Below are 26,372 nucleotides of genomic sequence, written 5' to 3'. Positions count from 1 at the left end.
ACTAGGGGCCCTCGCGGACCCCGGCCCCGTCGTGCCCTAGTACTTCAGGCGCGATATCGCCTTGAAGTGTTCATAGCATTCCAGCGCCTGGTGTGACTGTGCGCGCTGTTGCAACCAGTAGGGCGCGCCAATGTCTTGCAATTGGTGCGCGTCCATATTGCGCAGCGCCTGGGTTTCGCGCCGCGTGGCCCGCTGCGTGTGGACCCAATGGGAGGCCCAGGCCCCCAGGCTGGCCAGTCCATGCCAGACATTGAATGCCGGCAAACGCAGCGGGGGGCGGTCGTGGTTCACAACGGCGCAGGGGTGTGTGCAGGTAGTGGTCATGGTGAACTCCTTGGTGACGATCTGGGTAGCATATCTATCCAACTTTGGCGTGTATATCGGTCATTTCTGTGCAGTTTGGTTAGATATACTTACCAGTCATGAGCCGCATCCCGCTACAGACCCTGCCTACCTTCCGCGCGGTGGCGCAGCGTTCCAATTTGCGGGCGGCAGCCGAGCAACTGCACCTGACCCACAGTGCCATCAGCCAGCAGATCCGCCTGCTGGAAGAGCAACTGGGCTTTGAATTGTTCGACCGGCGTGGCCGGCGCGTGGTGCTGAACGCCGCGGGAACCGTGCTGTTGACGGCCGTGGAATCGGCGCTGGCACAGTTGGATGAAGCGGTGCATGCCGCCACCAACGCCACTGGCACTGAACACCGTCTGCGCATCACCATGCTGCCGTCCTTTGCCCAGCATTGGCTGCTGCCCCGCATACCCCGCTGGCGCGAGCGCCATCCCGACATCAACATCGAGATCCACACCTCGCACCAGGTGATGGACCTCAAGCGCGATGGCTTCCACGCCGCCATGCGTCAGGGCCGTGGAGACTGGCGAGGTTTGGAGGGCACCTGCCTGATCGACACCCCATTGATCGTGGTCGCCTGCCCCACGCTGGCACGGCGCCTGGCCGGTTGCACACCCGCGGTACTGGCGCAAGAGCCCTTGCTGGGTCACGCCGACCGCTGGGACCGCTGGTTTGCATTGGCGGGGCACCCCGGCCACACCAACCCGGTGGCCGTGTTCAGTGACATGGGCATGCTGGTGCAGGCTGCGGAGCAGGGCATGGGCGTCGCGCTGTGCCGCGAACTGGTGGCGGCCGATGCGGTGCGTGATGGCCGCTTGGTACGCTTGTCGCCACTGGCCCTCAGCGAACCGGGCTCCGACACCTATTGGCTGGTCCACCCGCCGGAGTTGACCGACTGGCCGCCGATGCGCGCACTGCGCGATTGGATGCGTGACGAGTTGCAGGAATCCGCACAGCAGATGCGGCGCAGCCTGCAACAAGTCGAGGTATCTGTGACAAAACCCGCACGCAAGCCCCGCCGGAAAGCCTGACAATGCAGGGGTATAGCGCCACACAGGGACTCCGCACGTGCTGACCAAGAAGAAATACACCGCCACACCTGAACACGCCCACTGCCGCATCCTGGTCTTCAACGACTCTCCAGTTGACGTGGCCAGTGTTGTCAACCTGCTCGAAGGCATGGGCTACCGGGCTGTGACCGCGATCACCGACCCGCGCCACCTGCTGACCACGTTGAGCGCGACCCCGTTTGACGCCATGCTGGTGGATCTGCGTATGCCCCACCTGGACGGGCTGAAGGCCATCTACCTGATACGCGAGACCTTCTCCGCCGCCGAACTGCCTATCCTGGCCATAAGCGACGACGGCCTGGCCGAGCTGTGCAATGCGGGCTTGCTGGCTGGTGCCAACGACCATGTGGTGCGCCCCATAGACCCCATCGATGTGGCCTTGCGCGTGCGCAACCTGCTGACCATCCGCGACATCTACAAGACCAGCCAAGACATCCAGAACAATTTGGAGCGCGAGGTGCAGGCCCGCACGGCCAAGCTCAACATGCTGATCGAAAACGGGCTGCTGATGTCGGCAACGAAGGACCGCACGCTGCTGATTCGCCACACCCTGTATGAAGGCCGGCGCCTGCTGCACTGCGACGCAGCCACGCTCTACCTGCGCACCGATCGGAACACCTTGCGCTTCAGCATGCGCACCCGGGATGACGATTTGGCCGAGCGCGAGATACCCCTTTACGACGCGACCGGCCTGCCCAACGAGCGCTTTGCGTCCACCTGGTGCGCGGTGAACAAGCGCTCTCTGCGCATCGACAACGTCTACGAGGAGACGCGGTTCGACCTCAGCGGCACCCGCGGTTTTGACGAAGCCAGCGGCTACAAAACCGTTTCCACACTGACCGTGCCGCTGATACCCCGCGGCGGCGATGTACTGGGCGTACTGCAGTTCATCAACAAGCTGGACCCCGCCACCGGTGCGGTCATCGCCTTCCCCCAGGAACTCGTGGCTCTGGTGGAAGCCCTGGCTGCCCAGGCCGCCGTGACCCTGGCCAACCTGGCGCTGCAAGATGCTGCATTGGCCCGTGCCGGCCAGCGCGTGGCGGCCTGAGCAACGGCCTTTTTCAACGGCCTTTTTTCCGGCGCTTTGCGTGGGCGCCATACCGGCCGAGGGCTGATTCGTGGTCGGTTGCAATTTGCTGCCATAGGGGGCAAGATGGCAGTGTCTGCGCACCTGTTGCGCCCCTGAAAGACTGCCATGACCATCTCCAGTCCTGCTGCACCCACGACCACCACACTGTCATCGAACCCGCCCGATGTCACCGCCCTGATTGCCGCCGTGGCGCGCAACACCGAGGCCGGCGGGCTGCGGAAGTTTCTGGAGCTGTACCGCTGGCGCGTGCTGGCCGACTACATACGCCCGGTCAAGCACCTGCGGGGTGAGCTGCTGATAGGCCAGGGCGAGCTGGACCGCAAGCTGTTCTTTGTGGAATCTGGCGATTTGAAGGTGGACATGCACACTGACAAGGGCATCATTCACTTGGCCATTGTGGGGCCGGGCAGCGTCGTAGGTGAGGGCAGTTTCTTCTCCCACCAACCCCGCCTCGCTGCGGTCTCGGCCTATAGCGACTGCAAGGTCTGGATGCTGACGCCCGAAGAGTTCGAGCGTCTGTCGCACAACAACGCCAATGTGGCCTTGGCCGTCAGCATGGCGCTGGGCACGCTGCTGGCCACACGCATGATGGACTTGAGCAAGCGGGTGACGGTGCTGTGATTGATCAGAAGGCCCAGGTCGCCACCACATAAGCCTGGCGCTGCACCGGCAGTTGGCGCAGCACGGCATCGTCGGGTCCGTAGTGGGCGCGCAAGCCGGCTTCCAGCTTGAGGCGTTCACCTGACCACAGCACAGAAGCCGTGACCATGGCCGCCTGGTCCGCTGGCGTGTACAGCACATCCAGCGCCGGTTGCCAACGGTCATGCTGCCAGCTCAGGCGCGCAAAGATGTTATCTTGGCGTAGGCTGCTGGATACGCCAAAGGCATTGGCCTGCCACGCGAGATTGCCAGCCACAGCGCTGGCGGGCACGCGCCGGGTCAGCCACAGCGGCAGGGCCTGGTTGCGTGCGGTCCAGTTGGACCACTGGGCGTCGCTCAGTGCGGTGTCGTCGTGCCAGGCCTCCAGCAGCAGGCTGACCTGGGCCTCGTTGGTCCAGGTGCCGCCCACCAGGATCTGCTGTCCCGCGCCGGTCAGCGTAGCTTGCCAGGGGTTGGCCGTGGAGAGGCCAGCGCCGGTATTGGTGCTGACGTTGCTGTCCACATGCTGGTAAGCCCGCACCGAGGCATGCAACTCAATCGCATCGCTGGCCACCCAGGCCACGGCTGCACCGATGCTGGTGCCCGTGTGCTCGCCTTGGCGGGCAAAGCCATGCCAGTCCACGGCGCCGTCGCGCCGGTACACGCGGGCTGCCAACGCGGTCTCTTGTGCTCCGGTATTGGCCTGTGGTTCCGCCGGGTTGACCCAGACCAGGGACCAAGCCGTATCGGCATCAAAGTGTTCAGCCATTAACAAGGGCCGGCCGGTCAAGGCCTCGGCCGCCAGTGTGCGCCGCACCTCCTGCTGCACCACATCGTTAGGCCTGAAGCCATAGCCCACATCCCACGACACCACCTTCTTGCCCGCACTCCACTGCCAGCCTAGCGCCTTGCCGGATGCAAAGGCTTCGTTGATCCAGCCATCGCTGTCATTGCCGCTGCCTTGCAGGCTGCGGGCCTGCACCGTGGCGATGGCGTTCAGTGTGATGCCCTCAATCGCACCGCCGGCGCGCAGCTCCGCCTGCACGCCAGCGACGGACGGCGTGGTGGCCGCCGTGCCGCTTTGCAGTCGGTTGGCCTGGGCCAAGGGGCCGGTGTCCGCTGCCTGGCGGTCAAAGCCATAGGCACGCAATTGTCCAGACAGATCGACACCCTCGGCATTCGCGCCGACCGACAGCAGGGCGCTGGTCCCCAGCACTGCGCACAGCCGGGTCCATGTGCCCAGCGAAAGGAAAGCGGTGGCCATACTGGATTTACTCCAAGGACGGGTTGCGAGCCAGGAACATGGGGTTGAGCCACTCGGCCGATACCGTGCGTTCCTTGCGGGCCAGGTACTTGATGTGGGTCTCCTTCTTGTTGCTCAACTGGTCGGTCAGCACCATCTCGGCAACGATAGTGGGGGAAGAGGGCTTGTCCATCACAAAGCGGGCCTGCTTGGCCAGCTTGTCGGATTGCACAAACAGATCGGCACGCACCGGCTCGTGGCGGGGCTTGCCAATCCACAACTCAATGCGTTGGTAGGTCACGCCCTTGCGGTTGGCTTGCATGCTCAGGTGCAGGCAGGTGGCCTTGCTGTTGCTGTCTGGCGCGCAGGGCTCTTCACCCACGACGGTGCCGGTGTAGTCGCCGGCCCAACGCATGGTCGCGATGTCGCCGGTGGAGGCATCACCCAGCAACTTCTGCATGGGCGTGATGCGCATGGGACGTTGGGTGTTGGGCATCAGCAGCCAGAAATCGTCGGCCAGCATCAGCACCTTCTGGCCTTTCTCCACAGGGCTTTGCATCAGCACCAGCGACTTGCGGTCGGATTGGGCGAATACCGTGTAGCGGCGCTCCTTGTCCTGGCTGCCGTCGGTGTTAAGCACCGTGACCTGGGTGTCGACCTGCAGATCTTCGGCGCTCATGCGGTAGCGGTCGGCGTCTTTGAGCAGCGGCGTGATGTCTTCGGCGTGGGCTGCTCCGAATTGGAGGGCCAGGGTCAGGGCACCCAGCAGCCACATTTGACCGCGCCGAGAAGTGAGGCCGTTTCGACGCGAAGGTGTTTCGTTTTGGGTGACTTGAGACAGAGTTGGTATTTGAGAAAACATGATGTAGCCCTCGTCGAATATGAATATGTAGCTATCAAAAATAGAGCGTCTATTAGAAGTAGGCAGTTGAGTCGTAGAAGCTTTACTGCTTGGCAGTAACCAAATCGGCTGTCCGCTTTAGCTCCCCCTCGCCCGGCGGGGCGAGGGGGCTTGGGGGGAGTGGGGGCAAGGATCCCAGGTAGTTGGAAGTCGGAAGTTCAGGTGTGGGCTAGCGCATCCACCACCGGCATATGCACCGTCTTTCGAGCCACCCAGCTAGAAGCCAGCATGGTGAGCAACACCATCGCAACCAGCGTCGCCACATACATCAGCGGATCAATCGCAATGTTCAGCGGATACCCCACCGAACGCCCCGGTGGCGGTGGCATGGTGACCGGCACCACATACAGCATCAGCGAGATGCCTAGCGAAAGGGCTGCACCAGCCAGAGCCCCCACACCGCCCAGCACCATGCCCTCCAAGGCCAGCGTGCGCAATAGCTGGCCGGGCAGCGTGCCCATGGCGCGCAGCGTGCCGATCTCGCGGGTGCGCTCGATGATGGCCATGGCCATGGCATTGGTCACCACGAACACGACGATGACGCCAATGATCAGCCCCAGCGCACCAAAGATGCGGTTGTACAGATCACGCACCGACTTGTAGAAGAAGGCCTGGTCCATCCACGTCTGCACCGTCATTTGCGGGAACTGCGCGGCCAGGCGTTGCTGCACCGGGCCGGTGGATTCCATGCGGTCCAGGAAGATGCCCAGGCTGGACACACGCTGGGTCACCAACAGCTTCTGCGCGGTCACGATGTCGGTGTAGACCAGGCGCTTGTCGATATCGGGCACGCCGGTGGAGAAGATGCCTTTGACGCGCACATCCATCGCGTTCATCGCGCCGTCCGTCGTGCTGGCCAGCAGGGTCAGGCCGCTGCCGGGCGTGGCCTTCAAGCTGCGGGCCAAACCTTCGCCCAGCATGATTTCCGCCTCGGTGCTGCCCGAGACCAGTACGCTACCGGCCGTCATTGTCAGGAAGGGGCCCTTGACGGCGAACTCGCCATCCGGGTCCACACCGGCGGCCAACATGATGGTGGACTTGTCGCCATTGCTGATCAGGCCGCTGAACTCCACCTTGGGCAGCACCTGGCGCACTGCGGGGTCGGCCAGCAAAGCGGTGCGCAGTTCGGCGACGTTGTCCATGCCATGCTGCAGCGGCGTGTCTTCGTCTTGTGTGAAGTGGGCTTGCGTGCCCAGTATCAGGTGACCGGTATTGCGTGCCGCCGCCTGGGCCAGGGCCTGGTAGGTGTAGAGCGCAAAGCCGCCGGCCAGCAAAATGGCCGCCGTGCCCAGTGCCGCTATCGACACCGTCACCAGCGAGCGGCGCCGGTTGCGCAGCGTGTTTTGTACGGCGAACTTCAGCCACGTATAGGTTTGGCCGACGGGCCGTCCCAGGGTTACAGCTGCCTTTGCAGGGGGAAGGGGCGCGCGCATTGCGGGCGAGCTTGGGGGTACGTCAGTCTTCATTGGATTCTCCCGTCCAAAAGGGCCACTACGCGGTCGCAGCGGTTGGTCAATCGGCTGTCGTGCGTGGCGATGACAAAGGCTGCGCCCTCGGCGTGGCCGCGTTCACGCATCAGGTCCAGCACCTGGTCGGCGGTGTGCGAGTCCAGGCTGGCCGTGGGCTCGTCGGCAATCACCAAGCGGGGGCGTTTGATCAGTGCGCGGGCAATCGCCACGCGCTGGCGCTGGCCGCCCGATAGGGCGTCGGGGCGGTGGTGCGCGTGGTCTTGCAGACCCACAGCGGCCAGTTGTGCGGCCACGCGTTCACGGCGCTCGGCGGCAGGCACGCCGGTCAGGAACAGCGGGTAGTCCACGTTCTCGGCCACGGTCATCACCGGCACCAGGTTGAAGCTCTGGAACACAAAGCCCAGGGCGTCGCGGCGCAGCAGCGTGCGCTGGTTTTCGTCCAGACCGTTGATGGACTGGCCGCCCAGTGCGATGTCGCCGGAGTCGGCTGTGTCGATCAAGCCACACAGGTTGAGGATGGTGCTCTTGCCGCTGCCCGAGGGGCCGGTCAGTGCCAGCAGCTCGCCGCGTTGCACGCTCAGGTCCACGCCTTGCAGCGCGGGGATCACGTGCTGGCCCAAGCGGTAGGTCTTGTGTACGCCGTGCATCGCGATCACCGGCTGGCTGCTGCCGTTGTTTTGGGTGGCTGTGCTCATGACGACAGACCCTTCAACATCGCCTGGGCTTTGGCGGCCTGGGGCGCTTGCTGGTCCACGATCAGATCCAGGTAGCGCTTGGCTTCCGCCGTGTTGTTGGCCTTGCTGGCCTCGCCGGCGGCCTTCAGCCAGACCGCGCCCTTAAAGCCCAGGGGTGCTGTCGCAAACAGCGGGCTGTTGACGACCTCGCCCAGCAGCTTGGTGCCGCGTTCCTTGCGGTTCATGAAGCCGGGCACGGCCAGAAAGGTGTTGGCGGCCACATACTTCACTTCCAGCACGCCGGGGGTTCCGCGTTGCACCGGTGCGTCGTGGCTGGGGTTGAGCATGGCCAGGGCCTTGTCCAATTGGGCGAGACCATCTTCGGCAAACGACATCTTCTTCCACGGCATCATCGTGGTCGATGCCTTCATGGCTGTGGATGCGCCGGCGTAGGCCATCAGGACCGGGTTGGCCGGTTCACCCTTGAGCAGGCCCGAGAAGGCCTCTGCCGCCTGTTCAATGGCGGCTGTGTCCCCTGCGCTGGCTTGCATGAATTGCTGGAAGGCGGTCTGGAATTGCGCCTCAGGCGCGGCGATGGCTGCGAGGCCCAGGCAGGCCACGCTGGCGGCCAGGGCGAAGTGGCGAAGATTGCGGATAAGGGTGGTGGTGCGCTGCTGCATGGCTGACTCCTAGCAAAATTGATTGAGGAGTGCAGTGTCTGAATCCATCGCACCGGACGCAGCCGGTTTGAGACGAAATGACCGCCAGCGGCGCGAAATGCTGCCGGGCTTCGCGAAAGTATTGGGCCCCCACGCTTCGCCGCTGCGGGGGAGGGGGCGCCGCCCCTCACTTCGCCGGAATGTGGCTTACAACTGGCCTTCGGTCAGTGTGTCGAGCTGGAAGCGTCCGCTCTTGTCCCACAGCCAGGTGTCGGTGTAGGTCACGCGGCCCATCTTCACCGGGGCGGGGAAGGGGGCTGCGGCGCGCACCGAGCGCTCAATCTCTGCCACCACCTCGGGTGCGTGGCTGGGTGCCCGCATCCAGTGCATACCGGTGATACCGCCGTGGGCGTTGATGTCTACCTGCAGCACGCCAATGGCATGCAGCAGCGGGGGCATCTTGCCGGGGTAGATGCGCTTGGCATGGACGGTGTACAGGTGCGAGGCACCGTCGCGGCGGTATTCGCGCGGTGTCTGCGCATCAGAAATTTTCGTATTGCTGCTCACTGGAGGTGTTGTCGGGCGTGCGGTGGGGGTGTTGGGCGCCTTGGCGGGCGCTTGCGTGGTGCTGCTGGGTGGCGCCGATGGGGGCGGGTTGGTACAGGCCGCCAATAGTAGGCTACCTAAGCTGCTACACAGACCAACGCGATATAACTTTTTGAATAGCATGGTTATGGATTCTGACTGTGGTGGGCGGGCAGGCGGATGCATACTCTTCGCTACTGCTTAACGTCCATTGTGTCGTGGACGTCTGCGCACAAACTGTGAAAAAGGTATCTGAATGTGAGCTTGCTACCGGTCTTGCTGGACCGCCTGGGCCACGAGGCCGGGGTACTGGTCACCGTGCAATCCACACGCGGTTCCGCACCGCGTGAGGTGGGTACCTGGATGGCCGTGTTCGCCAACGACACCGTGGCAACTGTAGGGGGAGGGCGCCTGGAGTTCGATGCGATAGCCCATGCCCGTCGGTTGTTGCAGCAGGGTAGTGGTGACGCTGTGGTGCGCTATGCGCTGGGCCCCAACTTGGGCCAGTGTTGCGGTGGCGAAATGGTTTTACATTTTGAAAGGCTTGGTGCGGCCGACGTGGCTGGGCTGCGTCAGCGGCTGACCCAGCACCATGTGCCCATTGCACTGTTTGGCGGCGGCCATGTGGGCCGCGCCGTGGTGCAGGTGCTCGCGCGCTTGCCGGTGGCGCTGACCTGGGTAGACAGCCGCGACGAAATTTTCCCTGCCGAGTTGCCGGCCAATGTGCAGTGCGAGCATTCCGACCCCGTGCATGCCGCTGTAGCAGATCTGCCCAGTGGCTCGCGCGTGCTGATCATGAGTTTCAGCCATGCCGAGGATTTGGACGTGGTGACTGCTTGCCTGGCGCGCCAGCGCGCCCATGGCGATCTGCCCTATGTGGGCCTGATCGGCAGCAAGACCAAGTGGGCCTCGTTTCGCAGGCGCTTGGAAGCGCGGGGCTGTACCCCGGCGGAACTGGCCCACATCACCTGCCCCATAGGTGTGCCCGGCATCAGCGGCAAGGAGCCTGAAGTTATCGCAGTGGCGGTGGCCGCCCAGCTCTTGCAAAGCGTGTACACCACAACGACATAAAAGCCCTGGGCCTGCCGTTGCTCAGACCTATTGCGCAGCGCGGCTATAGTGGGTGCCCTGCCTGCGCCGTTGGCGCAGGCATTCCATCCATATGGCTCACAAGCCATTTACAGGGCGCGTTTTGCTCTGAGCAGGAAGCAAAAAGCAATGGACCACTGGCGCAAACTGTACTTTCAAGCAACCGGTGCGGGCTTCCGGCCTGTCGACACGGGGATCAGCTTTTTGCATGCCTTCGAGCCGGGCACCGTTGCCACATTTGGTGGGAGCCGGGGCCAGGTGGCTGCGTTCGGCAGTGCCCTGTATGAAGTCCCCAAAGACACCCCGCAGGGTGAACGCGAGAGTGTGCTGGCCGCGGCCCTGCTGCACCTGCGCGCCCTGGTGGACACCCTGCGGGCAGCTGGTGCAACCCGCTTTGTATTGCACATGCACCGCATCCTGATGGGGCCGTGCAATGAGGAGTTTTCTCGGGACGAACTGCAGTTGCTCGCCGCCCTGGATTGCAGTTTGTTCTACTTGGCCCGCGAGGACGAGATCGCTGTTTAACAGGGCAGAGATAAGAAAGGAAGAGAGGACTCCATGAAACGCGTGACAGGCATAGGCGGCATCTTCTTCACGGCCAAGGATGCGCCCGCCTTGCAGGCTTGGTACAAGCGCCATCTCGGTATCAATGTCCAAAGCTGGGGTGGTGTTGCATTTCGCTGGGCGGATGCAGACGGCAAACCGGTCGGCGGCACAACCGCATGGTCCATCGGTGTTGCGGATGGTGAGGCCTTCGCGCCGAGCACATCCCCCTTCATGGTCAACTACCGCGTTGATGACCTGGACGCATTGCTGCAAGCCCTGCGGGACGAGGGCTGCCAGGTGCTGGACAAGCGGGACGACTCGGAATACGGCAAGTTTGGCTGGGTCATCGATCCCGAGGGCAACAAGGTGGAGCTGTGGCAGCCACCCGCCGGACAGTAATCGCCCCACTGCAACACGGGCTGCTGCCGACAGTCGCACAATAGCCGGCTTCTCCCCGCATGGCCTGCCCGTGCGGGCCAGGCCAACACGATTTCGACCAAGGAGCCACCGCTTGACACGGATACTGTATTCAGGGACCAAGAACGCTTCCAGTTGGGCCATGCGCGCATGGCTGGCGCTGCGTGAACAGGACATCTTTTTTGAGGAGCAGGTGGTCGACATCCGCCGCCCGCAACGCTTTGCCAACCTGGCCAAGATCGCAGCCTTTTCACCACCCGGCGCCGTGCCCGTGCTGGTGGATGGCGATGTCGTCATCTTCGACTCACTGGCCATCATGGAATATGCCAACGACCTGGGCGGCGGCACGCTGCTGCCGGCGGACATGCGCCAGCGCGCCCATGCACGCAGCCTGGTGGCCTGGGTGCATTCGGGCATGTCGGGCCTTTGCTCGGACATTTCGTTTGAAAGCTCCTTCCATGCGGAAAAGCGCTCCCTGGCCGAGGCCGAGATCGGCGAGGCCCAGCGCGTGTACGCCGTGTGGGATGCCGAGCTGGCGCGCAGCGGCGGGCCCTACCTGATGGGTGACTTGTCGCTGGCCGATCTGGCCTTTGTGCCGGTGGTCCGGCGTTTGCTGACGCACGGTGCCGACTTGACCGCATGGCCGCGCACCCGGGCTTGGACTGAGCGCTTGATGGCGCGCCCTGCGGTGATGGAGTGGATGCGGGTGGCAGAGGCCCAGCCACCCGTGGTTTCGGAGGACTGAGGGCCCGGATATTGCTTGGTTTGCGGGGCCCTTCAGGGTAATCCCTAGGCCGGACCCGCACCATGCCATCGCCAATATCTCCAAAAACTGTATACACTTTGATCCATCGTCGCAGCGGAGCGGGGCAAATTCCAACTGCCTTAGTTCGCGACCCATTTCTGCTTACAGCGCCCGCAGTGGTGAGCAGCTTGCATGCAACCGGTGCAGAACACCTGCACCGCAAAGGGTAAGACCGAAATGGAAAGCTACTACCTCGACTGGGCCAATCTGCTGCTGCGCTGGGTCCACGTCATCACCGCCATTGCCTGGATTGGCTCCTCCTTCTACTTCGTGTTCCTGGACAGCAGCCTCACGCCGCCCGAGGACGAAGACCTGAAACGCCAGGGCGTCAGCGGCGAGCTGTGGGCCGTGCACGGCGGCGGCTTCTACCACCCGGTCAAGTTCCTCGGCGCGCCGCCCCAGTTGCCAAAGCACCTGCACTGGTTTTACTGGGAGAGCTACAGCACCTGGCTCAGCGGTTTCTCGTTGTTCACCGTGTCCTACCTGTGGAGCGCGGGCACCTACCTGATCGACAAATCGGTGATGGACTGGTCGCCCAATGCGGCCATTGCCGTGGCGCTGGCCTTTCTGGCGGTGTTCTGGCTGGCGTATGACGGCATCTGCCGCATCTTTTGCCAGCGCAAGAACGGCGACGCGATTGTGGGCGCGCTGGTCGCCGTACTGGTGGCCGTGGCGGCCTGGCTGGCCTGCCACTGGTTTGCCGGGCGTGCGGCCTTCCTGCTGGTGGGCGCGATGATCGCCACCAGCATGAGTGCCAATGTGTTCTTCTGGATCATCCCTGGCCAGCGGACCGTGGTGGCCGATATCAAGGCCGGCCGGTCGGTGGACCCCATCCACGGCAAGCGCGGCAAGCAGCGCAGCGTGCACAACACCTACTTCACGTTGCCCGTGCTGTTCGCCATGCTCAGTGGCCACTACAGCTTCACCTACACGCACCCGCAAAACTGGCTGGTGCTGGTGGCCATGATGTTTGCCGGCGCCGCCATCCGCCAGTTCTTTGTGCTGCGCCATGGCTTCAAGCTGGGGCGCAATAGCCACCCCTGGCCCTATGCATTGACCGGTGTAGTGGCCATCGTGGGCCTGGTCGTGTGGCTCAAGCCCGCACCAGTGGTTGCAGCGACTGCTACCAATTCAGTAGCGGCACAATCAGATTTTACGGGGGCTAGCGCCAAAATTGACTACAAGGCTTTGCAGCCGGTGCTGGAGCAGCGCTGCTATATGTGCCACGGTGCGCAGACGCAGATGAAGAATGTGCGGCTGGATTCGCCCGAGGGTCTCAAGCTCCACGCCCAGGCGGTCTACCAGCAGGCGGTGGTCACCAAGGCCATGCCGCTGAACAATGCTACGGCCATCACCGATGCCGAGCGCGGCCTTATCAAGCAATGGTTTGAAAGTGGCGCGGCGCTGAACTGAGCGCTGCCGAGGCCAAGGTCTCGGCTGGTACAGTAGCGGCACTTTTTTTGGGGACGCTATTCACCATGCAAACACGACTCTTCGCCGCGGTCTTCGCGCTGTTGCTCTCGCTGACATCGGCCACCGCTTGGGCCGGTGAACGCGGCTACTTTGGTTTCAGCCCCGAACTCGACATAGAAGGTGCTTTCTGGAACCCCACGCTGCGCGCCGTGAAGATTGCCAAGGTAACGCCCAAGACGCCGGCTGAGACTGCTGGTATGCAGCAGGGCGACATGGTGCTGGAGGTCGCGGGCAAAGTGGTGGCTGGCGCCAAGGGCAAGGAGATCCAGGCCTTGATCGAGAAGGACATTGGCGAATCTGTACGCATGAAGCTCAAGCACCCCAACGGCGAGGTGGTTGAGATCACCATGGTGGCGGTTGCCAAGACCTGGTAAGTCTGTTGACACAGCATGCATCCCACACTCTCGTTCGCATCCGTCACGGCAGACGATGCCGAGGCCCTGGTCGCACTGCGCATTGCCGCCATGCGCGAAAGCCTGGAGCGCATAGGCCGCTTCGACCCCCAGCGGGCGCGCGACCGCTTTCTGGCCGGCTTTGACCCCGAGGCCACGCAGCACATCCTGCAAGACGGCGTGCGCATTGGTTTCTACGTGCTCAAACCTTCGGATGACGGGCTGCAGTTGTCGCTGGACCATTTGTACATCCAGCCCGGCCACCAGGGCCAGGGTGTGGGGGCGGCAGTGCTGGCACGCGTCTTTGCCGAGGCCGACGCCCAGGGCCTGCCGCTGCGCGTAGGCGCGCTGCGCGACAGCGACTCCAACCGCTTCTATGCCCGCCATGGCTTTGTGCTGGTGGAGCGGGCCGAGTTTGACAACTACTACGTGCGTGCGGCTGCATCCGCAGCGCCCGCTGCCACCTAGGGGCCTTGCGATGCCGCAATACGTCGCCTTCTTGCGGGCCATCAATGTCACGGGCCGCTTCATCAAGATGGTGGACCTGGCCGCCCATTTCCACAGCCTGGGCCATGCCACCGCCAAGACCTACATCAATAGCGGCAATGTGCTGTTCCAGTCACGCCAGCTGTCAACCGAGCGCCTGGCCGCCAGCCTGGAAGAGGGGCTGGAGCCGCTCTTAGGTTTTCGGTCCGAGGTGTTTGTGCGTTCCGTGCCGCAGTTGCAAGCCATTGCGGCCCAGGCCGACGCACTGCGCAGCCGCGTAGGGCCAGAGGGCGATATCAACGTCGCCTTTTTGCAGCGGGCTTGGACGGTCGAGGACGATGCTGCCATCGCGCCGCTGCGCAATGCGCAGGACGACTTCGAGTGCAATGGGCATGAGCTGTACTGGATCTGCCAGTCGCTGCAAAGCAAGTCCAAGTTTTCCAACACCGTGCTGGAGCGCAAGTTGCGCAGCCGCACGACCTTCCGCCGCGGCAGCATGCTGCAAGGTCTACTGGCCAGTCTGTCCGCTGGATAATCAGCCGCTGACATCAACATCCAACACATTGGGTACTTATTTATGCGCCGCAGCCTCCTTGCCTTGCTGATCTCCCAAGCCCTGTGGGTTTGCCTACCCAGTGCCGCGCAGACCAGCGCGTCCGCTGGCGCATCGCCCCCACCGCCGCAGGCACAAGACAGGCCGCTGACCGAGTTCCCCTACACGCCAGGGCTGGATGTGTCGGCCATGGACCAGACCGCCAACCCCTGCGAAGATTTCTACCAATACAGCTGCGGTGGCTGGATCAAGAACAACCCCATCCCTGCCGACCAGGCGCGCTGGAGCGTGTACGGCAAGCTCTACCAAGACAACCAGCGCTTCCTGTGGGGCATTCTGGATGCGCTGTCGCGCAAGACTGCGGGCAACACCGCCAACCAGCAGAAGATCGGCGACTACTTCGCCGCCTGCATGGATGAAGAAGCGGTCGAAAAGCGCGGTGCCACGCCGATGCAGCCCGTGCTGGACAGCATTGCCGCCATGCGCAGCAAGGCCGACCTGCCCGCCGTGCTGGCCAAGCTGCATTTGTCCATTGCCGACAACGGCCTGTACTTCGGTTTTGGTTCGGACCAGGATTTCTCTGCGTCCTCCAACGTAATCGCCTTTGCCACCGGCGGCGGCTTGAGCCTGCCGGACCGCGACTACTACACCAAGACTGATGCCAAGTCCAAGGATCTGCGCACCCAATACACAGCCCATGTGGCCCGCATGTTCGAGCTGATGGGCGAAGCGCCCGCGTTGGCCCAGCAGCACGCCGCGCTGGTGTTGCGCACCGAGACCACGCTGGCCCGCGCCACACTGTCGCGCGTGGACAAGCGCGACCCCTACAAGCTGTTCCACAAGATGGACGTAGCCCAGCTGCAAAAGCTGACGCCCGGCTTTGACTGGAACGTGTATCTGCAAACCGTGGGCCTGCAGCGCGATGGCGCACTCAACGTGACCGAGCCCAAGTTCTACAAAGTCCTGGCCCGCCACTGGCAGTCCGCGAGCCTGGACGACATCAAGGTCTACCTGCGCTGGCATGTGGCCCACGCCCAGGCGACGGCGCTGTCTAGTGCCTTTGTCACCGAGAACTTCAACTTCTTCAGCAAGACCCTGCGTGGCACACCGCTGCAGCAACCCCGCTGGAAGCGCTGTGTGGCGCTGGTGGATGCACAACTCGGTGAAGCCCTGGGCCAGGAGTTCGTGGACCGCGCCTTTGGCCCCGAGCTGAAAAAACAGACCCTGGTGATGACCGAGCAGATCGAACAGGCCATGCAGGACGAGCTGCAGCACCTGGACTGGATGAGCCCTGCCACCAAGCTGAAGGCTACCGAGAAGCTTAAGGCCATTGTCAACAAGATCGGTTACCCCGACCAATGGCGTGACTACAGCAGCGTGTCGATTGACCGCAATGACTTCTACGGCAACGTCAGCCGTGCCATGCAGTTCGAAGTGCGCCGCCAGTTCAACAAGATCGGCAAGCCGCTGGACCGCGGCGAGTGGGGCATGACGCCACCCACGGTGAATGCCTACTACAGTGCGCAGATGAACGACATCAACTTCCCGGCTGGTGTGCTGCAGCCCCCGTTGTTTGACCCCAAGATGGACGATGCGCCCGGCTACGGCAACACCGGTGGCACCATAGGCCACGAGCTGATCCATGGTTTTGACGACGAAGGCCGCCAGTTCGACGCCAAGGGCAACCTGAAGAACTGGTGGACGCCGCAAGACAACAGCAAATTCCAGCAGCGTGCCCAGTGCATCGTCAACCAGTACGCCAAGTACACCGTGGTCGACGACATCAAGATCAACAGCAAGCTGACGCTGGGCGAAGACATGGCCGACCTGGGCGGCATGGTGCTGGCCTGGACGGCATGGAAGGTGCAGACCACCCTCGTCAAACCTGAAAGCCGCGATGGTTTCACACCCGAACAGCGCTTCTTCATCGGCTTTGCCCAATGGGCCTGCGAGAACAACCGCCCCGAAGACCTGCGCGTACAGGCCGCGACCGACCCACACTCGCCGGGCAAGTACCGTGTGAATGGCGTGGTCGTCAACCTGCCCGAGTTCGGTCAGGCCTTCGCTTGCAAGCCCGGTGCGGCAATGACGGTGGCCAAGCCGTGCAAGGTGTGGTGATCGACGGACTGTGGCGCATCAGGCCGCACTGCGGCGGGCTGGCGTTGTCGAGAGTCGAGTCGCACCTCACATCTGCCTGAACCGCTGCACAAACGATTCCGACACAGGTAACTGCTCACGCCGCCGCTTGAGCTGTATGGTCAGTTGACCTGCAAGGTTGGGCTCCATGGCGGCGATTTCCAGCGCGTTGACTACGGTCGAGCGGTGGGTTTGCCAGAACTGGTCGGGGTCCAGCTCCGCCATCAGTTCTTTCAGCGTCTTCTTGACCAAAACCTCCGAATCTGCCAGCACCACCCGCGTGTACTTTGCATCCGATTGGAAAAACACCACATCGTCAATGGCGATCAGGCGCATGGCGCGGCCTACATTGGCGGTGATCCAGCGCAGCGGCCGCTTGCGCGTGGTGTGTGGCTGGAGCTGCTCAACGGTGCGCATCAGGTTGGCGGGAGCCTGCTGCTGCTTGGACTGCAAGCGTCGCACGGTGGTGCCCAGCCGCTCCAGGCTGATGGGCTTGAGCACATAGTCCACCGCGCCGCGCTCGAACGCTTCGATTGCAAACGCGTCGTAGGCGGTGATGAAGACGATGTGGGCGCGGTCACCAATCAGGCGCGCCACTTCCAGGCCGTTGGGATCGGGTATCTGGATGTCCAGAAACACGATGCTGGGCGCGTGGCGCTCGAACAGGCGCAGGGCGCTGGCGCCATCCGGCGCGGTATCCACAATGCGCAGATCGGGCCACAGCTGCGCCAGCGCGTCCTGCAACTCATCAGCCAGGGCCTGTTCATCTTCAACAATCAATGCCTGGCAAGAGGCGTTAGACGGTGGGGACATAGACGGTATAAGTGTGTTGACCTGCTAAGGTTTGGTATTGCAGCATGTTGGCACCCCCGGCTATTCGCGCCTGGAGATTTGTCAGCAGACGCTCCCATTGCGTTGGCGTCAGGGATTCGCCGCCTGTGTGCAATGCCACGACGGTATGGTCTGCGGCTGGGCTGATCTGCATCTCAATGCCGGTTTGTGTGGTTTGGATGACAGCTTCCAGCATGTCCCGCGCGACCAGGAATACCGGCCCAGCGGGCCGGCTCTCGGTCGAAAGACCGCTGCGCAGGTGCAGCTGCCGCCCGGTCTCTGCACCACGCAAAGCGAGGTAGGCTTGCAGCAGCGGCAGCTCTTGGGTCAGCCGGGGTTGCGGTTCACGCACGCGGTGCAAGGCCAAGCGCAGATAGTCAATCATGTGATCCATCAAGCGAGACGCCGCTTGGCCGTCGTGGTCATAGCGCGTGCGCACTTCGCGCAGAATGCGCACCACCATCGCCGGGTCCACTTGCGCGCGTGCCGCCACGATCTGCGACTGTGCCAGTTGGCGTGCCAGCAGCGCTCGCCGCGCCAGCAGCATGCCAAACCGAGCCTGGTCTTCCTGGCGGCGCAGGTAGAGAAAGTACATCCAGCCGAACAGGCCGCCCCAGAGCATGGAATCGGTCCAGCCGCTGTACAGCTTGAGCCAATCCATGTCGTCGGAAATAAAGGACGGAAGCCGCCCCAGGTACACGCTAAGCTGCCAAGACACCAGTACGCCCAGCGCCGTGCCAACCACCAGATAGGCAAGGAAGCGCATGGGCTTTTGCGTCATGCTCCTGCCATTGGGCGCGCTGATGCGCAGCACCAGCAGGATGACCGTGGCAATAACAAGGCTCGGGAACAGACTTTTTCCCAACCAATGCACAAGAAACGCTTCGACGCCCAGCGCGTTCAGGCGCTGCAAGTGCTGTGGCGTTTGCTCCATGTCGTTGCACAGAACGGCAAACACCAGAACCAACACTGCCGCCGCTGCACCGTATCGAAGCCGTTGGAATCGGCTTCGTGTGAATTGCCATGCCGACGACAGCACGGATGGCGTAGTGATCGAGTGCATCTCAGGTCGTGGCGACGTGGATGGAAGCCAGCACGCCACCAGAGTGCCGGGGCTCCACGGTCAAGCGAGCGCGGTCGCCAAACGTGTTCTTCAAGCGTGCCCGCACCGATGCCAGACCCAGACCGCTGCCCGATGCTTGGCGCAGGCCCAGGCCGTCATCGCGAACCTGAATCTCCAGATGGGTTGCACCGTGGCTCACCGCTACGCAAACCGTACCAACCCCGGCTTTGGGCGTCAGACCGTGGCGCACCGCGTTCTCCACCAGCGTGGCGATGGTGAGCGCTGGCAGGGCCAAGGTTCTGCTGGCAGCGGGAGTGGTGATCTCAAAGCGCAGACGCTGACCAAAGCGCTGCGAAAGAATCTCCAGATAGACCTGGACCAGATCCAGCTCGTCGCCCAGGGTCCAATCCGTGCGCTGCAATGCAGGTAGAGCGCGGTCCAGGTACTCGATCAGATCGCTGAGCATGTGGTTGGCGGCGTCGGGGTCAAGCCGGTACTGCCGCTTGACATGCGCCAAGGTGTTGAAGAGAAAGTGGGGTTCGATCTGGGCCTCGACCATGGCGAGTTCGGCCTGGGCCAGGTCCGCCGCCAATTGGTCGGTGTCTTGCAATGCACGGTTGATGCGGCCCGCTTGAGATGCAGATGCAGAACCCAGCAGCAGCCACACATAGACAGCTGCAGTGATCGCAGTAGCGTGAAACCACCATGGAAAAACGGCGGCAGGATTGATCGGCCGCCCCATGAGCAAAGGGAAAACTCCCCTGTACACCATGAAAAAATTGGCTGTGCTGCCCAGGCCTATGGCCAGCAGGCCGATAGGGAGCCGCATGCGCAGCGAGACAAGCCCACACCGCTCCAGCCATGGGTTCAGCCAGCGGATGCAGGCCCAGGCTACACAGCCCTCCACCATAAAGTAGACATAGCCGATGCCATGGCGGGTCCAATCCCCGATATGTTCGTTGAACAGCAGGTTTCCAAGGTAGCCAGGCAGGTGCAGTACGACGGCGCCCAACACAATGAGCCGCCACGGTGACCCAGGGTCACCTAACAGCAACTGCAGCAGCGATCGCCGGGGACCCGCCTGTGTGCGTTTGCGCTGTAGCATGGTCCCTGCTTGCCTTTTTTCGCTTCTCAATACGGACGCGCCGGGCATCATAGCCGAGCCGGCGCGCGCTGCGCGCGGCATGGGCTAAGGGGGTTCCCGGTCTACTGCGCGCTGCGTTGGTAGAAGGACGCCATGTCTGCTTTCATCTGCGGTCTGGCGGTGTTGTCCAGGAAGGTGTTATGGCCTGCTGCGTAGTATTTCCACAGGATGTTTGCGTTGGCCCCTAGGCGAGCCATGTCCAATTCGGTTTGGTAGAACGGTGTGACGAGGTCATAGTAGCCGTTGAGCGCGAGTATCTTGAGCGAGGGGTTTTGGGCCAGGGCACTAGCCAAATCAGGAACTGCGTCTGCTACCGGGCTGCCGTTGTGGCTGGTGTTCCAAGCCCGCACATTCGGCAGGCTGTCGGCGGAGGCACTGACGCTGCTGTATTTCAGTTCCTGGCTCACGTAGTTGGCATAGGAATTTCCGAACGTGGCGTTGAGGTAGTTCTGCGAGGGGTCTTGACCATTGCTGGCCAATGGGCTGGCCAGTGGAACAACCACGCGCGATTCGTGTAAACCGATCACCTGGTTGGGCAGCAGCAGGGTGGTGAAGTCGATCCCGGCAAGGCCCATGCGGGTCTGCCACACGGAACTGGCAATACCGGTGTAATTCGCCAGTTGCGTGGTCAAGCTCTGGTCTGGCGCCGTGTGCGTAGTGGCAAAAGCGGTGACTGCCGGAATGTAGCTCGCTGCGGTCAATGTGCGAACTTGCTGCAAATAGGCCGGCAGGTCTGCGGTGGCTGGCGTCGTCACCTTGTGGTACGCAGCGATGGCCGCGAAGGTGGGCAGTTCTCCACCGCAGTTGCCCGCTGCGCCCTGGGTCAGCACGTAGTACTGGCAGCTGGTATTGGCGTTGAGCAGGGCTGAGTTCAACACCAGCCCGGCCACCTGGACACCGGAGCCGGCCAGTATCTTCGCCATCAGCGCGGCGCGTGCCGTTCCATACGAATGCCCGTACAGATACAGCGGCGAACTGGAGCGCTGGTTCACCGTCAGGTAGCGTGTCACAAAGTTGCTGTGCGAGGCTGCGTCGGCGTCCACGCCCCATAACGTGGCATTGGTGTTGGGGGCAATTGCCTCGGAATAGCCGTTACCCACTGGATCCAGAAACACCATGTCGGTAATGTCGAGCAGGCTGTCCGGGTTATCCACCAACTGTGGCGACGTGGGCTCGTCCAGACTGGGCACATTGGTCACCAGGCGCCGGGGTGCAAAGGATTCGATATGCAGCACGGCCTGCGAATTGCCTGGCCCTCCGTTCAGGAAAATTGTCAGCGGCCGCTTGGCCGCGGTGGCGTTGTCGGCCGTGTAGGCGACGTAGAAGTAAGACGCTTCCGGTGCACCGGTTTTGGGATTGGTCGCCGTCAGGTGGCCCGCTGTCGCCGTGTATTTGATCAATTGACCGTTGACCGTGATCTGGTGGTGCGTGACCGCGGCAGCTTCAGTAGCGCTTGGCAGGCTGGCACCGGCCGCATCCGAATAGCCCACCGGGTCCCAATAGGGGCTGTCGGAGGATGCGGAAGGGCCGGTCGGAGCCACTGCGGGAGTGGCAGGGGCCGTGGAGTTGGCACCACTGCTGCCACCCCCGCAGGCTGAGAGACCGAACAAGAGGGCACCTGTGAGTGCCATAGAACAAATGGTGTTGACCGTCGTCATCGGGCTACCTTATGCGTTGCGTTGATCGAAAATGACCGACAAGCGTATGAGGAGCACCGTGCCGCTAGGGGCGGACATGGACGAAACCGGTTGTGACGGGGATGAATACCCGGAATCTGGGGATAAAGATGCCAGGGAGGCGGGTGCTGGCGCTTCGCTATTCGACCAAGGCCGCCGCCTTCACCTGCGCCCACACCGCCATGCCGGGCGCCAGTTGCAGTGCGTCCACAGCCCGCGCCGTGATGCGGGCCAGCAGCAGCGTGCTGTCACCACAGGCCATGCGCACCAGGGCTTGTGATGGGTGGGTGTCGGCGGCGATGGACTGCACCACGCAGGGGAGCAGGTTCTGGATGCTGGTCTGCTGTGGCTCCTGCGTGGCCACGCTGACGTCGCGGGCCAGCACGCGCACGCGTGCTGTGCGTCCCAGGGCCAAGCCGGTGTCGCGCAGCCACAAGCTGCCGCCGTGGAAGGCCAGCCGTGCCATGTGCCAGCGCGCGTCGCGCTCGGCCACAGTGGCGTCCAGCAGGGCGCCGGCATCGTCGCCCAGCACCATCGTGGCGTCAGCAGAGGCCAAGACTTCGGTCACCGGCCCGCAGGCGCGGACCTTGCCGGCATCCAGCACCACCAAGGTGTCGGCCAGGCGGGCGACTTCGTCGGAGGCGTGTGTCACATAGAACATGGGGATCTTCAGCTCGTCGCGCAGCCGCTCCAGCCAGGGCAAGATGTCTTGGCGCCGTGCCGCGTCCAGCGAGGCAAGCGGCTCGTCCAGCAGCAACAGGCGCGGCTGGGTGGCCAAAGCGCGGGCAATGGCCACGCGCTGGCGCTCACCGCCCGATAGCGCGCTGGTGTTGCGATCCAGCAGGCCCGCTATGCCCAGCAATTCGATAGCGGCATCCAAGGCGGCGGCCTGGGCCGGTGCGTGAGACCGCTTCAGTCCAAACTGCAGGTTCTTGCGCACATTGAGGTGCGCAAACAGGCTGGCCTCTTGAAACACATAGCCCAACGGGCGTTGCCAGGTGGGCAGGTAGATGCCGGCCGCATCGTCTTGCCAGGTCTGGCCCGCAATGGATACCTTTGCACCGGGCGTGCGCTCCAGTCCGGCCACGCAGCGCAGCAGGCTGGTCTTGCCCGAGCCTGATGCGCCAAACAGAACGGTGATGCCTTCGCCCGGCAAGTCCAAGTTCACATCCAGCGTGAAGGCCGGGCGGGTGAGCTGGAGGCGGATGTGGCTGCGGTCGGTGGCGTTCATGCCATGCCCCGCGTGGCTCTGCGGTTCAGTAGGTTCATGCCTAGTAGCACAAGGAAAGAGAACAGCAGCATGCTGCCCGCCAGCCAGTGGGCCTGGGTGTACTCCGATGCTTCCACATGGCCATAGATTTGCGTTGAAACCAGGCCCGTCTTGCCGGGGATATTGCCGCCAATCATCAGCACCACGCCAAACTCGCCCACAGTGTGGGCAAAGCTCATGATGGCCGCATTGAAGAGGCCCGGCAGTGCCAGCGGCAGCGCGACAGAGAAAAAGGCGTCCAGCGGTCTGGCGCGTAACGTGGCGGCCACTTCCAGAGGGCGCTCGCCCATAGCCTCAAACGCATGCTGAATGGGTTGCACGGCGAAGGGCATGGAATAGATCACCGACCCCAGTAGCAGGCCACAGAAGGTAAAGGCCAGGGGACCCCAGCCCAAGGCTTGTGTCAGTTGGCCTATTGGGCCATGGGGTCCCAGCGTGACCAGCAGATAGAACCCCAGCACAGTGGGTGGTAAGACCAAGGGCAGGGCGATGATTGCGCCCACCGGCCCGCGCCACCAGGATGCCGTACGTGCCAGCCACCAGGCAATGGGCGTGGCCACCAGCAAGAGCAACAACGTGGTCAGGCTGGCCAGCTGCAGTGTGAGCTTGATGGCCTGCAGGGCCTCGGGTTCAAACAGTGGGATGGACATGGCCGGTCGATTATGCAATTGGCACGGCATAGCGGATCCACCATCCGGTATCCGCCTCAGTGCGTGGCCATGCCCAACGCGAAGGCCTCCACCTCATAGTCTTGCAGCGCATTGACAACCTCGGAAAAATCCTGCTCGGGAAGCTCCAGTGCAATCGTTTCACCGGACTGGGTGGTGAAGTTGAGCACGATGGCATCGCCGGTCGGGCCATGCGCAATACTCCACGAGGCCACGCGTTGCGCTGTCGTTGGTTTTTGCATGGTGACTATCCTCCTTGCGTACTTCCGTGCGGAAATCTTCAAACGCCTTTGTGAACCAGTGTCAATGCATTCAACTGGCGCACCCACCGTCCGTGGCGCAGTTCCTTCTCAACGACCAGCCGCAATGGCCCTTCGTCTTCGGGAATGGGTGCGCCGTTTTTCTCAAAGCACAACTGGACCGGTGTATCGGTGAACGCAGGGTCCAGCTCGGGCAGAGCGAAGACCACTTCGTATCCGTCGCGTGCCGAGGCTTTGACATATTCCATGAAGCGCTGACCGCGGATCGCGGTGCCCATCTCCGCGCCTGCACTGGCCAAAGCAGCGGCCGCGGTGGTGCACCGGTACTGTGTCGCTACGCCTTTTTCGGACTGAACGGTGATGGTCTTGTTGGGGAGCCGCGCCAGTTCCGCCAGGTTGCGCATGGTGCTGGGTGTGTTACCTATCCCATGGATGCTCAGCGCCGTTACTGCGCCGTCTGCCAAAGCGGGATTGGCGCACACTGTGGTGAGCAAGGCCCAGAGCAGTGCCTGCCGAAAGGTGACTTGGCTCTGCGGGGCAGCCTGGCTCATAGATCGTAGCCAAAGGTCTTGATCAACGCCTTGACCTTGTCGGTGCGCAGGTAGCTCAGCAGGGCTGTTGCAGCCGGGTTGCCCTTGCCGCTTTGCAGCAGCACAGCGTCTTGCTGGATGGGCTGGTGCAGGTTGGCGGGCACGATCCAGGCCGAGCCTTCTTTGACGCGGCCATCGGCATAGACCTGCGACAGCGCGACAAAGCCCAGCGGGGCGTTCTCGGTGGCGATGAACTGGTAGGTCTGCGTGATGTTTTCGCCTTGTACAAATTTGGGTTGCAGGTTTTGCAGCAGGCCCAGCTTGGTCAGCGTTTCCATGGCGGCCAGACCGTAGGGTGCGAGCTTGGGGTTGGCGATGGCGATGCGCTCGAACTTGCCATTGCGCAGCACCTCGCCCTTGTCGTCCACCAGGCCAGGCTGCTTGCTCCACAGCACCAGTTTGCCGGTGGCATAGGTGAAGTGGGAGTTGGCCACGCCCAGGCCTTCCTTCTCAATGCGGGCGGGCGTCTCGTCGTCTGCGGCCAGCAAAATCTGGAAAGGTGCGCCGTTCTTGATCTGCGTATAGAAATTGCCGGTCGACCCAAAGGCCAGCACAGCCTTGTGCCCGGTGTCCTGTTCAAAGCCTTGCGCAATCTTTTGCATGGGTGCCGTGAAGTTGGCGGCTACCGCCACGCTGACTTCCGCGGCAAAGGCCGACCATGCGGCTGTAGTGGCAATTCCGATGGCCAGGCCAAGACTCTTGATCAAGCTGTTCATGCACTCTCGCTATTCCAAAAAGGGATAGCGCAAGTATAGCAACGCGACCACTTTGCGCTGACAATCCCCGCATGAAGAAAGCACCACCACTGCAGTTGGCCGAGGCCCTGGGGCAGCAGTCCACGGACAAGCGCATCGACATCCTGCGGCGCATAGGCCAGGTAGGGTCGATATCCGAGGCGGCGCGCGACGCTGGCGTCAGCTACAAGGCGGCTTGGCAGGCCATCGACACGCTGAGCAATCTGGCTGGCGTGGCCTTGTTGGAGCGTGCGGTGGGTGGGGCCGGTGGTGGTGGCGCACGGCTCACACCCGCCGGTCACAGTGTCTTGCTGGCAGCGGATCGGATCAACAAGGCGCGGCTGGATGTATTGCAGCAGATCGACGCGGAGTCACGTGGCAGCGGCGCTGTATCCAATCTGTCGGCATTGGCGCTGCGCACCAGCATGCGCAACCAGTTGCCTTGCACGGTGCATGCCCTCAAGCCACGCGCAGGCGCCATCCGTGTGGAACTGCGCCTGCCTGACCAGACACCGCTATGGTCGCGCGTCACGCGCGAGAGTGCGGAACTCTTGGGCCTGAAACCGGGGCTGGCGGTGTTGGCCCTGTGCAAGGCGACTGCGGTCAGCATGGGCGCGGCGTTTGAGCCGGGCGATGGGGTCAATCTATTGCCGGGCCGTGTCAGCCGAGCATCGCGCTCGGCATCTGGCGGCGAGGTGGCACTGGCGTTGGAATCTGGTCTGCACTTGGTGGGGTTCAGTCAGCCCGGTACCGTGCTCAAGACAGGTAGCCTGGGCATGGGCCGGGTAGACGAGGCGGCCATCGCGCTGGCGGTCACCAGCTGAGCCGCCCCCGTCAACAAGGCTAACCGGCCAAAGCTACATAGACGTTCTGCACGTCATCGTTACCGTCGATGGCAGCCAGGAAGGTTTCCACCTCTTCCAAATCCGCAGCACTCAGGCTGGCGGGGTCCACGGGGTTCTTGGGCTTGTAACCCAGTTTGGCCGACAGCACGGTAAAACCCTGGGCGGGCAGCGCGCGGCTGACGATGTCCAGATCGGTGGGGTCGGTCAAGAAGACGGTGGCCCCTTCTTCGCCGGGTTCAAAATCCTGGGCACCCGCTTCGATGGCTGCGGTTTCAGGGTCAGCGCCCGCTGCGGCGGGCTCGGCCTCGATCATGCCCACATGGTCGAAATCCCACGACACCGAGCCCGACGTGCCGAGCTGGCCCTTGCGGAACAGCACACGCATTTCTGGCGCCGTGCGCTTGACGTTGTCGGTCAGGCATTCCACCATCACGGCCACCTGGTGGGGCGCAAAACCCTCATAGATGACATGCTCGTAGTGGATGACTTCACCCGTCAGGCCGGCGCCCTTCTTGATGGCACGCTCCAGCGTGTCTTTGGGCATAGAGACTTTGCGGGCCTGTTCCACCACCAGGCGCAGCTTGGCGTTGGAGGCCGGATCGGCACCGCCGCGTGCGGCCACGGTGATTTCTTTCACCAGCTTGGTAAACAGCCGGCCTCTGGCATCGGCCACCAGGGCCTTGCCCTTTGCTTTCCATTGCGCACCCATTTCTGGT

Annotated in this window: 30 protein-coding genes; 13 read left to right on the top strand and 17 right to left on the bottom strand. The window is 63.0% G+C overall.

Annotated features, from left to right (window positions below; genetic code table 11):
- Nucleotides 1-36: 36 nt before the first annotated feature.
- Entirely contained in the window at nt 37-324 is a 288-nt protein-coding gene (locus AC07OO_RS10900; protein ID WP_495082128.1) for a hypothetical protein, read from the bottom strand.
- Nucleotides 325-422: 98 nt separating this feature from the next.
- Here AC07OO_RS10900 and AC07OO_RS10895 point away from each other — a divergent pair, with 98 nt between their 5' ends.
- The 3 genes from AC07OO_RS10895 to AC07OO_RS10885 all read left to right on the top strand — a co-directional run bounded on the left by AC07OO_RS10895 (nt 423) and on the right by AC07OO_RS10885 (nt 3,129).
- Entirely contained in the window at nt 423-1,379 is a 957-nt protein-coding gene (locus AC07OO_RS10895; RefSeq protein ID WP_495082127.1) for a LysR substrate-binding domain-containing protein, read from the top strand.
- A 37-nt stretch (nt 1,380-1,416) separates the two neighbouring features.
- The gene (locus AC07OO_RS10890; RefSeq protein WP_495082126.1) at nt 1,417-2,466 is read left to right on the top strand and encodes a response regulator; all 1,050 of its coding nucleotides are present in this window, start codon (nt 1,417-1,419) and stop codon (nt 2,464-2,466) included.
- Nucleotides 2,467-2,613: 147 nt separating this feature from the next.
- Nucleotides 2,614-3,129: a Crp/Fnr family transcriptional regulator gene (locus AC07OO_RS10885; protein WP_495082125.1), complete on the top strand. Its 516-nt coding sequence runs from the start codon at nt 2,614-2,616 to the stop codon at nt 3,127-3,129.
- A 4-nt stretch (nt 3,130-3,133) separates the two neighbouring features.
- Here the strand turns inward: AC07OO_RS10885 and AC07OO_RS10880 are convergent, their stop codons facing one another.
- The 6 genes from AC07OO_RS10880 to AC07OO_RS10855 all read right to left on the bottom strand — a co-directional run bounded on the left by AC07OO_RS10880 (nt 3,134) and on the right by AC07OO_RS10855 (nt 8,660).
- A complete protein-coding gene (locus AC07OO_RS10880; protein ID WP_495082124.1) occupies nt 3,134-4,411 on the bottom strand; it encodes a hypothetical protein in 1,278 nt (425 codons plus the stop codon).
- Between the two features lie 7 nt (nt 4,412-4,418).
- Entirely contained in the window at nt 4,419-5,165 is a 747-nt protein-coding gene (locus AC07OO_RS10875; protein ID WP_495082123.1) for an outer membrane lipoprotein-sorting protein, read from the bottom strand.
- 284 nt (nt 5,166-5,449) lie between these two features.
- On the bottom strand, nt 5,450-6,757 hold the full coding sequence (locus AC07OO_RS10870; RefSeq protein WP_495082122.1) for an ABC transporter permease: 1,308 nt from the start codon (nt 6,755-6,757) through the stop codon (nt 5,450-5,452).
- Nucleotides 6,754-7,455, bottom strand: coding sequence for an ABC transporter ATP-binding protein (locus AC07OO_RS10865; RefSeq protein WP_495082121.1), 702 nt, complete (start codon nt 7,453-7,455; stop codon nt 6,754-6,756). The genes AC07OO_RS10870 and AC07OO_RS10865 overlap by 4 nt, the downstream gene beginning before the upstream one ends.
- Nucleotides 7,452-8,114 (bottom strand): hypothetical protein, encoded by a 663-nt coding sequence (locus AC07OO_RS10860; protein WP_495082120.1) that lies wholly within the window; start codon nt 8,112-8,114, stop codon nt 7,452-7,454. The genes AC07OO_RS10865 and AC07OO_RS10860 overlap by 4 nt, the downstream gene beginning before the upstream one ends.
- Before the next feature lie 186 nt (nt 8,115-8,300).
- Nucleotides 8,301-8,660: a hypothetical protein gene (locus tag AC07OO_RS10855; protein WP_495082119.1), complete on the bottom strand. Its 360-nt coding sequence runs from the start codon at nt 8,658-8,660 to the stop codon at nt 8,301-8,303.
- A 276-nt stretch (nt 8,661-8,936) separates the two neighbouring features.
- On the opposite strand from AC07OO_RS10855, the gene xdhC reads away from it, so the two are divergent.
- From xdhC to AC07OO_RS10810, 9 genes are all read left to right on the top strand, one after another.
- Nucleotides 8,937-9,749, top strand: coding sequence for a xanthine dehydrogenase accessory protein XdhC (gene xdhC / locus AC07OO_RS10850; protein ID WP_495082118.1), 813 nt, complete (start codon nt 8,937-8,939; stop codon nt 9,747-9,749).
- A 147-nt stretch (nt 9,750-9,896) separates the two neighbouring features.
- Nucleotides 9,897-10,292: a hypothetical protein gene (locus tag AC07OO_RS10845; protein ID WP_495082117.1), complete on the top strand. Its 396-nt coding sequence runs from the start codon at nt 9,897-9,899 to the stop codon at nt 10,290-10,292.
- A 33-nt stretch (nt 10,293-10,325) separates the two neighbouring features.
- Nucleotides 10,326-10,712, top strand: a complete 387-nt coding sequence (locus tag AC07OO_RS10840; protein ID WP_495082116.1) for a VOC family protein — start codon at nt 10,326-10,328, stop codon at nt 10,710-10,712.
- Between the two features lie 112 nt (nt 10,713-10,824).
- Nucleotides 10,825-11,475, top strand: a complete 651-nt coding sequence (locus tag AC07OO_RS10835) for a glutathione S-transferase family protein (protein ID WP_495082115.1) — start codon at nt 10,825-10,827, stop codon at nt 11,473-11,475.
- Between the two features lie 237 nt (nt 11,476-11,712).
- On the top strand, nt 11,713-12,948 hold the full coding sequence (locus AC07OO_RS10830; RefSeq protein WP_495083334.1) for a urate hydroxylase PuuD: 1,236 nt from the start codon (nt 11,713-11,715) through the stop codon (nt 12,946-12,948).
- A 65-nt stretch (nt 12,949-13,013) separates the two neighbouring features.
- The gene (locus AC07OO_RS10825) at nt 13,014-13,382 is read left to right on the top strand and encodes a PDZ domain-containing protein (RefSeq protein ID WP_495082114.1); all 369 of its coding nucleotides are present in this window, start codon (nt 13,014-13,016) and stop codon (nt 13,380-13,382) included.
- A gap of 15 nt (nt 13,383-13,397) precedes the next feature.
- A complete protein-coding gene (locus AC07OO_RS10820; protein WP_495082113.1) occupies nt 13,398-13,868 on the top strand; it encodes a GNAT family N-acetyltransferase in 471 nt (156 codons plus the stop codon).
- A gap of 10 nt (nt 13,869-13,878) precedes the next feature.
- Nucleotides 13,879-14,421: a DUF1697 domain-containing protein gene (locus AC07OO_RS10815; protein ID WP_495082112.1), complete on the top strand. Its 543-nt coding sequence runs from the start codon at nt 13,879-13,881 to the stop codon at nt 14,419-14,421.
- Between the two features lie 42 nt (nt 14,422-14,463).
- Nucleotides 14,464-16,557: a M13 family metallopeptidase gene (locus AC07OO_RS10810; protein WP_495082111.1), complete on the top strand. Its 2,094-nt coding sequence runs from the start codon at nt 14,464-14,466 to the stop codon at nt 16,555-16,557.
- A gap of 66 nt (nt 16,558-16,623) precedes the next feature.
- On the opposite strand, the gene AC07OO_RS10805 is transcribed toward AC07OO_RS10810, so the two are convergent.
- The 9 genes from AC07OO_RS10805 to modA all read right to left on the bottom strand — a co-directional run bounded on the left by AC07OO_RS10805 (nt 16,624) and on the right by modA (nt 24,793).
- Nucleotides 16,624-17,388: a LytR/AlgR family response regulator transcription factor gene (locus AC07OO_RS10805; protein WP_495082110.1), complete on the bottom strand. Its 765-nt coding sequence runs from the start codon at nt 17,386-17,388 to the stop codon at nt 16,624-16,626.
- On the bottom strand, nt 17,372-18,469 hold the full coding sequence (locus AC07OO_RS10800) for a hypothetical protein (RefSeq protein ID WP_495082109.1): 1,098 nt from the start codon (nt 18,467-18,469) through the stop codon (nt 17,372-17,374). The genes AC07OO_RS10805 and AC07OO_RS10800 overlap by 17 nt, the downstream gene beginning before the upstream one ends.
- Before the next feature lies 1 nt (nt 18,470).
- Nucleotides 18,471-19,574 (bottom strand): sensor histidine kinase, encoded by a 1,104-nt coding sequence (locus tag AC07OO_RS10795; protein ID WP_495082108.1) that lies wholly within the window; start codon nt 19,572-19,574, stop codon nt 18,471-18,473.
- A 101-nt stretch (nt 19,575-19,675) separates the two neighbouring features.
- Entirely contained in the window at nt 19,676-21,244 is a 1,569-nt protein-coding gene (locus tag AC07OO_RS10790) for a S10 family serine carboxypeptidase-like protein (RefSeq protein ID WP_495082107.1), read from the bottom strand.
- A gap of 184 nt (nt 21,245-21,428) precedes the next feature.
- Entirely contained in the window at nt 21,429-22,520 is a 1,092-nt protein-coding gene (gene modC, locus AC07OO_RS10785) for a molybdenum ABC transporter ATP-binding protein (protein ID WP_495082106.1), read from the bottom strand.
- A complete protein-coding gene (gene modB / locus AC07OO_RS10780) occupies nt 22,517-23,209 on the bottom strand; it encodes a molybdate ABC transporter permease subunit (protein ID WP_495082105.1) in 693 nt (230 codons plus the stop codon). Before modB ends, modC begins: the two co-directional genes overlap by 4 nt.
- Before the next feature lie 56 nt (nt 23,210-23,265).
- Nucleotides 23,266-23,469, bottom strand: coding sequence for a hypothetical protein (locus AC07OO_RS10775; protein WP_495082104.1), 204 nt, complete (start codon nt 23,467-23,469; stop codon nt 23,266-23,268).
- 38 nt (nt 23,470-23,507) lie between these two features.
- Nucleotides 23,508-24,038 carry a hypothetical protein gene (locus AC07OO_RS10770; protein ID WP_495082103.1) on the bottom strand — a complete coding sequence of 177 codons (531 nt, stop codon included), beginning with the start codon at nt 24,036-24,038 and terminating at the stop codon, nt 23,508-23,510.
- A complete protein-coding gene (modA, locus tag AC07OO_RS10765) occupies nt 24,035-24,793 on the bottom strand; it encodes a molybdate ABC transporter substrate-binding protein (RefSeq protein ID WP_495082102.1) in 759 nt (252 codons plus the stop codon). Before modA ends, AC07OO_RS10770 begins: the two co-directional genes overlap by 4 nt.
- Before the next feature lie 71 nt (nt 24,794-24,864).
- Here modA and AC07OO_RS10760 point away from each other — a divergent pair, with 71 nt between their 5' ends.
- Nucleotides 24,865-25,635: a TOBE domain-containing protein gene (locus AC07OO_RS10760; RefSeq protein WP_495082101.1), complete on the top strand. Its 771-nt coding sequence runs from the start codon at nt 24,865-24,867 to the stop codon at nt 25,633-25,635.
- A gap of 19 nt (nt 25,636-25,654) precedes the next feature.
- Here AC07OO_RS10760 and AC07OO_RS10755 read toward each other — a convergent pair whose 3' ends face one another.
- Nucleotides 25,655-26,365, bottom strand: coding sequence for a YebC/PmpR family DNA-binding transcriptional regulator (locus tag AC07OO_RS10755; RefSeq protein WP_495082100.1), 711 nt, complete (start codon nt 26,363-26,365; stop codon nt 25,655-25,657).
- Between the last annotated feature and the right edge of the window lie 7 nt (nt 26,366-26,372).

Source organism: Rhodoferax sp. GW821-FHT07G04, from assembly GCF_059418585.1.
The sequence above is the reverse complement of the archived record's forward strand: the minus strand, read 5'-3'. Positions and strand labels throughout refer to the sequence as shown.

What these genes read in the sequence shown, in the direction of transcription:
- AC07OO_RS10900 (WP_495082128.1), bottom strand. Translation starts at nt 324, where the DNA reads ATGACCACTACCTGCACACACCCCTGCGCCGTTGTGAACCACGACCGC.
- AC07OO_RS10895 (WP_495082127.1), top strand. Translation starts at nt 423, where the DNA reads ATGAGCCGCATCCCGCTACAGACCCTGCCTACCTTCCGCGCGGTGGCG.
- AC07OO_RS10885 (WP_495082125.1), top strand. Translation starts at nt 2,614, where the DNA reads ATGACCATCTCCAGTCCTGCTGCACCCACGACCACCACACTGTCATCG.
- AC07OO_RS10880 (WP_495082124.1), bottom strand. Translation starts at nt 4,411, where the DNA reads ATGGCCACCGCTTTCCTTTCGCTGGGCACATGGACCCGGCTGTGCGCA.
- AC07OO_RS10875 (WP_495082123.1), bottom strand. Translation starts at nt 5,165, where the DNA reads ATGTGGCTGCTGGGTGCCCTGACCCTGGCCCTCCAATTCGGAGCAGCC.
- AC07OO_RS10870 (WP_495082122.1), bottom strand. Translation starts at nt 6,757, where the DNA reads ATGAAGACTGACGTACCCCCAAGCTCGCCCGCAATGCGCGCGCCCCTT.
- AC07OO_RS10865 (WP_495082121.1), bottom strand. Translation starts at nt 7,455, where the DNA reads ATGAGCACAGCCACCCAAAACAACGGCAGCAGCCAGCCGGTGATCGCG.
- AC07OO_RS10860 (WP_495082120.1), bottom strand. Translation starts at nt 8,114, where the DNA reads ATGCAGCAGCGCACCACCACCCTTATCCGCAATCTTCGCCACTTCGCC.
- AC07OO_RS10845 (WP_495082117.1), top strand. Translation starts at nt 9,897, where the DNA reads ATGGACCACTGGCGCAAACTGTACTTTCAAGCAACCGGTGCGGGCTTC.
- AC07OO_RS10840 (WP_495082116.1), top strand. Translation starts at nt 10,326, where the DNA reads ATGAAACGCGTGACAGGCATAGGCGGCATCTTCTTCACGGCCAAGGAT.
- AC07OO_RS10830 (WP_495083334.1), top strand. Translation starts at nt 11,713, where the DNA reads ATGGAAAGCTACTACCTCGACTGGGCCAATCTGCTGCTGCGCTGGGTC.
- AC07OO_RS10825 (WP_495082114.1), top strand. Translation starts at nt 13,014, where the DNA reads ATGCAAACACGACTCTTCGCCGCGGTCTTCGCGCTGTTGCTCTCGCTG.
- AC07OO_RS10820 (WP_495082113.1), top strand. Translation starts at nt 13,398, where the DNA reads ATGCATCCCACACTCTCGTTCGCATCCGTCACGGCAGACGATGCCGAG.
- AC07OO_RS10815 (WP_495082112.1), top strand. Translation starts at nt 13,879, where the DNA reads ATGCCGCAATACGTCGCCTTCTTGCGGGCCATCAATGTCACGGGCCGC.
- AC07OO_RS10810 (WP_495082111.1), top strand. Translation starts at nt 14,464, where the DNA reads ATGCGCCGCAGCCTCCTTGCCTTGCTGATCTCCCAAGCCCTGTGGGTT.
- AC07OO_RS10805 (WP_495082110.1), bottom strand. Translation starts at nt 17,388, where the DNA reads ATGTCCCCACCGTCTAACGCCTCTTGCCAGGCATTGATTGTTGAAGAT.
- AC07OO_RS10800 (WP_495082109.1), bottom strand. Translation starts at nt 18,469, where the DNA reads ATGCACTCGATCACTACGCCATCCGTGCTGTCGTCGGCATGGCAATTC.
- AC07OO_RS10795 (WP_495082108.1), bottom strand. Translation starts at nt 19,574, where the DNA reads ATGCTACAGCGCAAACGCACACAGGCGGGTCCCCGGCGATCGCTGCTG.
- AC07OO_RS10790 (WP_495082107.1), bottom strand. Translation starts at nt 21,244, where the DNA reads ATGGCACTCACAGGTGCCCTCTTGTTCGGTCTCTCAGCCTGCGGGGGT.
- modC (WP_495082106.1), bottom strand. Translation starts at nt 22,520, where the DNA reads ATGAACGCCACCGACCGCAGCCACATCCGCCTCCAGCTCACCCGCCCG.
- modB (WP_495082105.1), bottom strand. Translation starts at nt 23,209, where the DNA reads ATGTCCATCCCACTGTTTGAACCCGAGGCCCTGCAGGCCATCAAGCTC.
- AC07OO_RS10775 (WP_495082104.1), bottom strand. Translation starts at nt 23,469, where the DNA reads ATGCAAAAACCAACGACAGCGCAACGCGTGGCCTCGTGGAGTATTGCG.
- AC07OO_RS10770 (WP_495082103.1), bottom strand. Translation starts at nt 24,038, where the DNA reads ATGAGCCAGGCTGCCCCGCAGAGCCAAGTCACCTTTCGGCAGGCACTG.
- modA (WP_495082102.1), bottom strand. Translation starts at nt 24,793, where the DNA reads ATGAACAGCTTGATCAAGAGTCTTGGCCTGGCCATCGGAATTGCCACT.
- AC07OO_RS10760 (WP_495082101.1), top strand. Translation starts at nt 24,865, where the DNA reads ATGAAGAAAGCACCACCACTGCAGTTGGCCGAGGCCCTGGGGCAGCAG.
- AC07OO_RS10755 (WP_495082100.1), bottom strand. Translation starts at nt 26,365, where the DNA reads ATGGGTGCGCAATGGAAAGCAAAGGGCAAGGCCCTGGTGGCCGATGCC.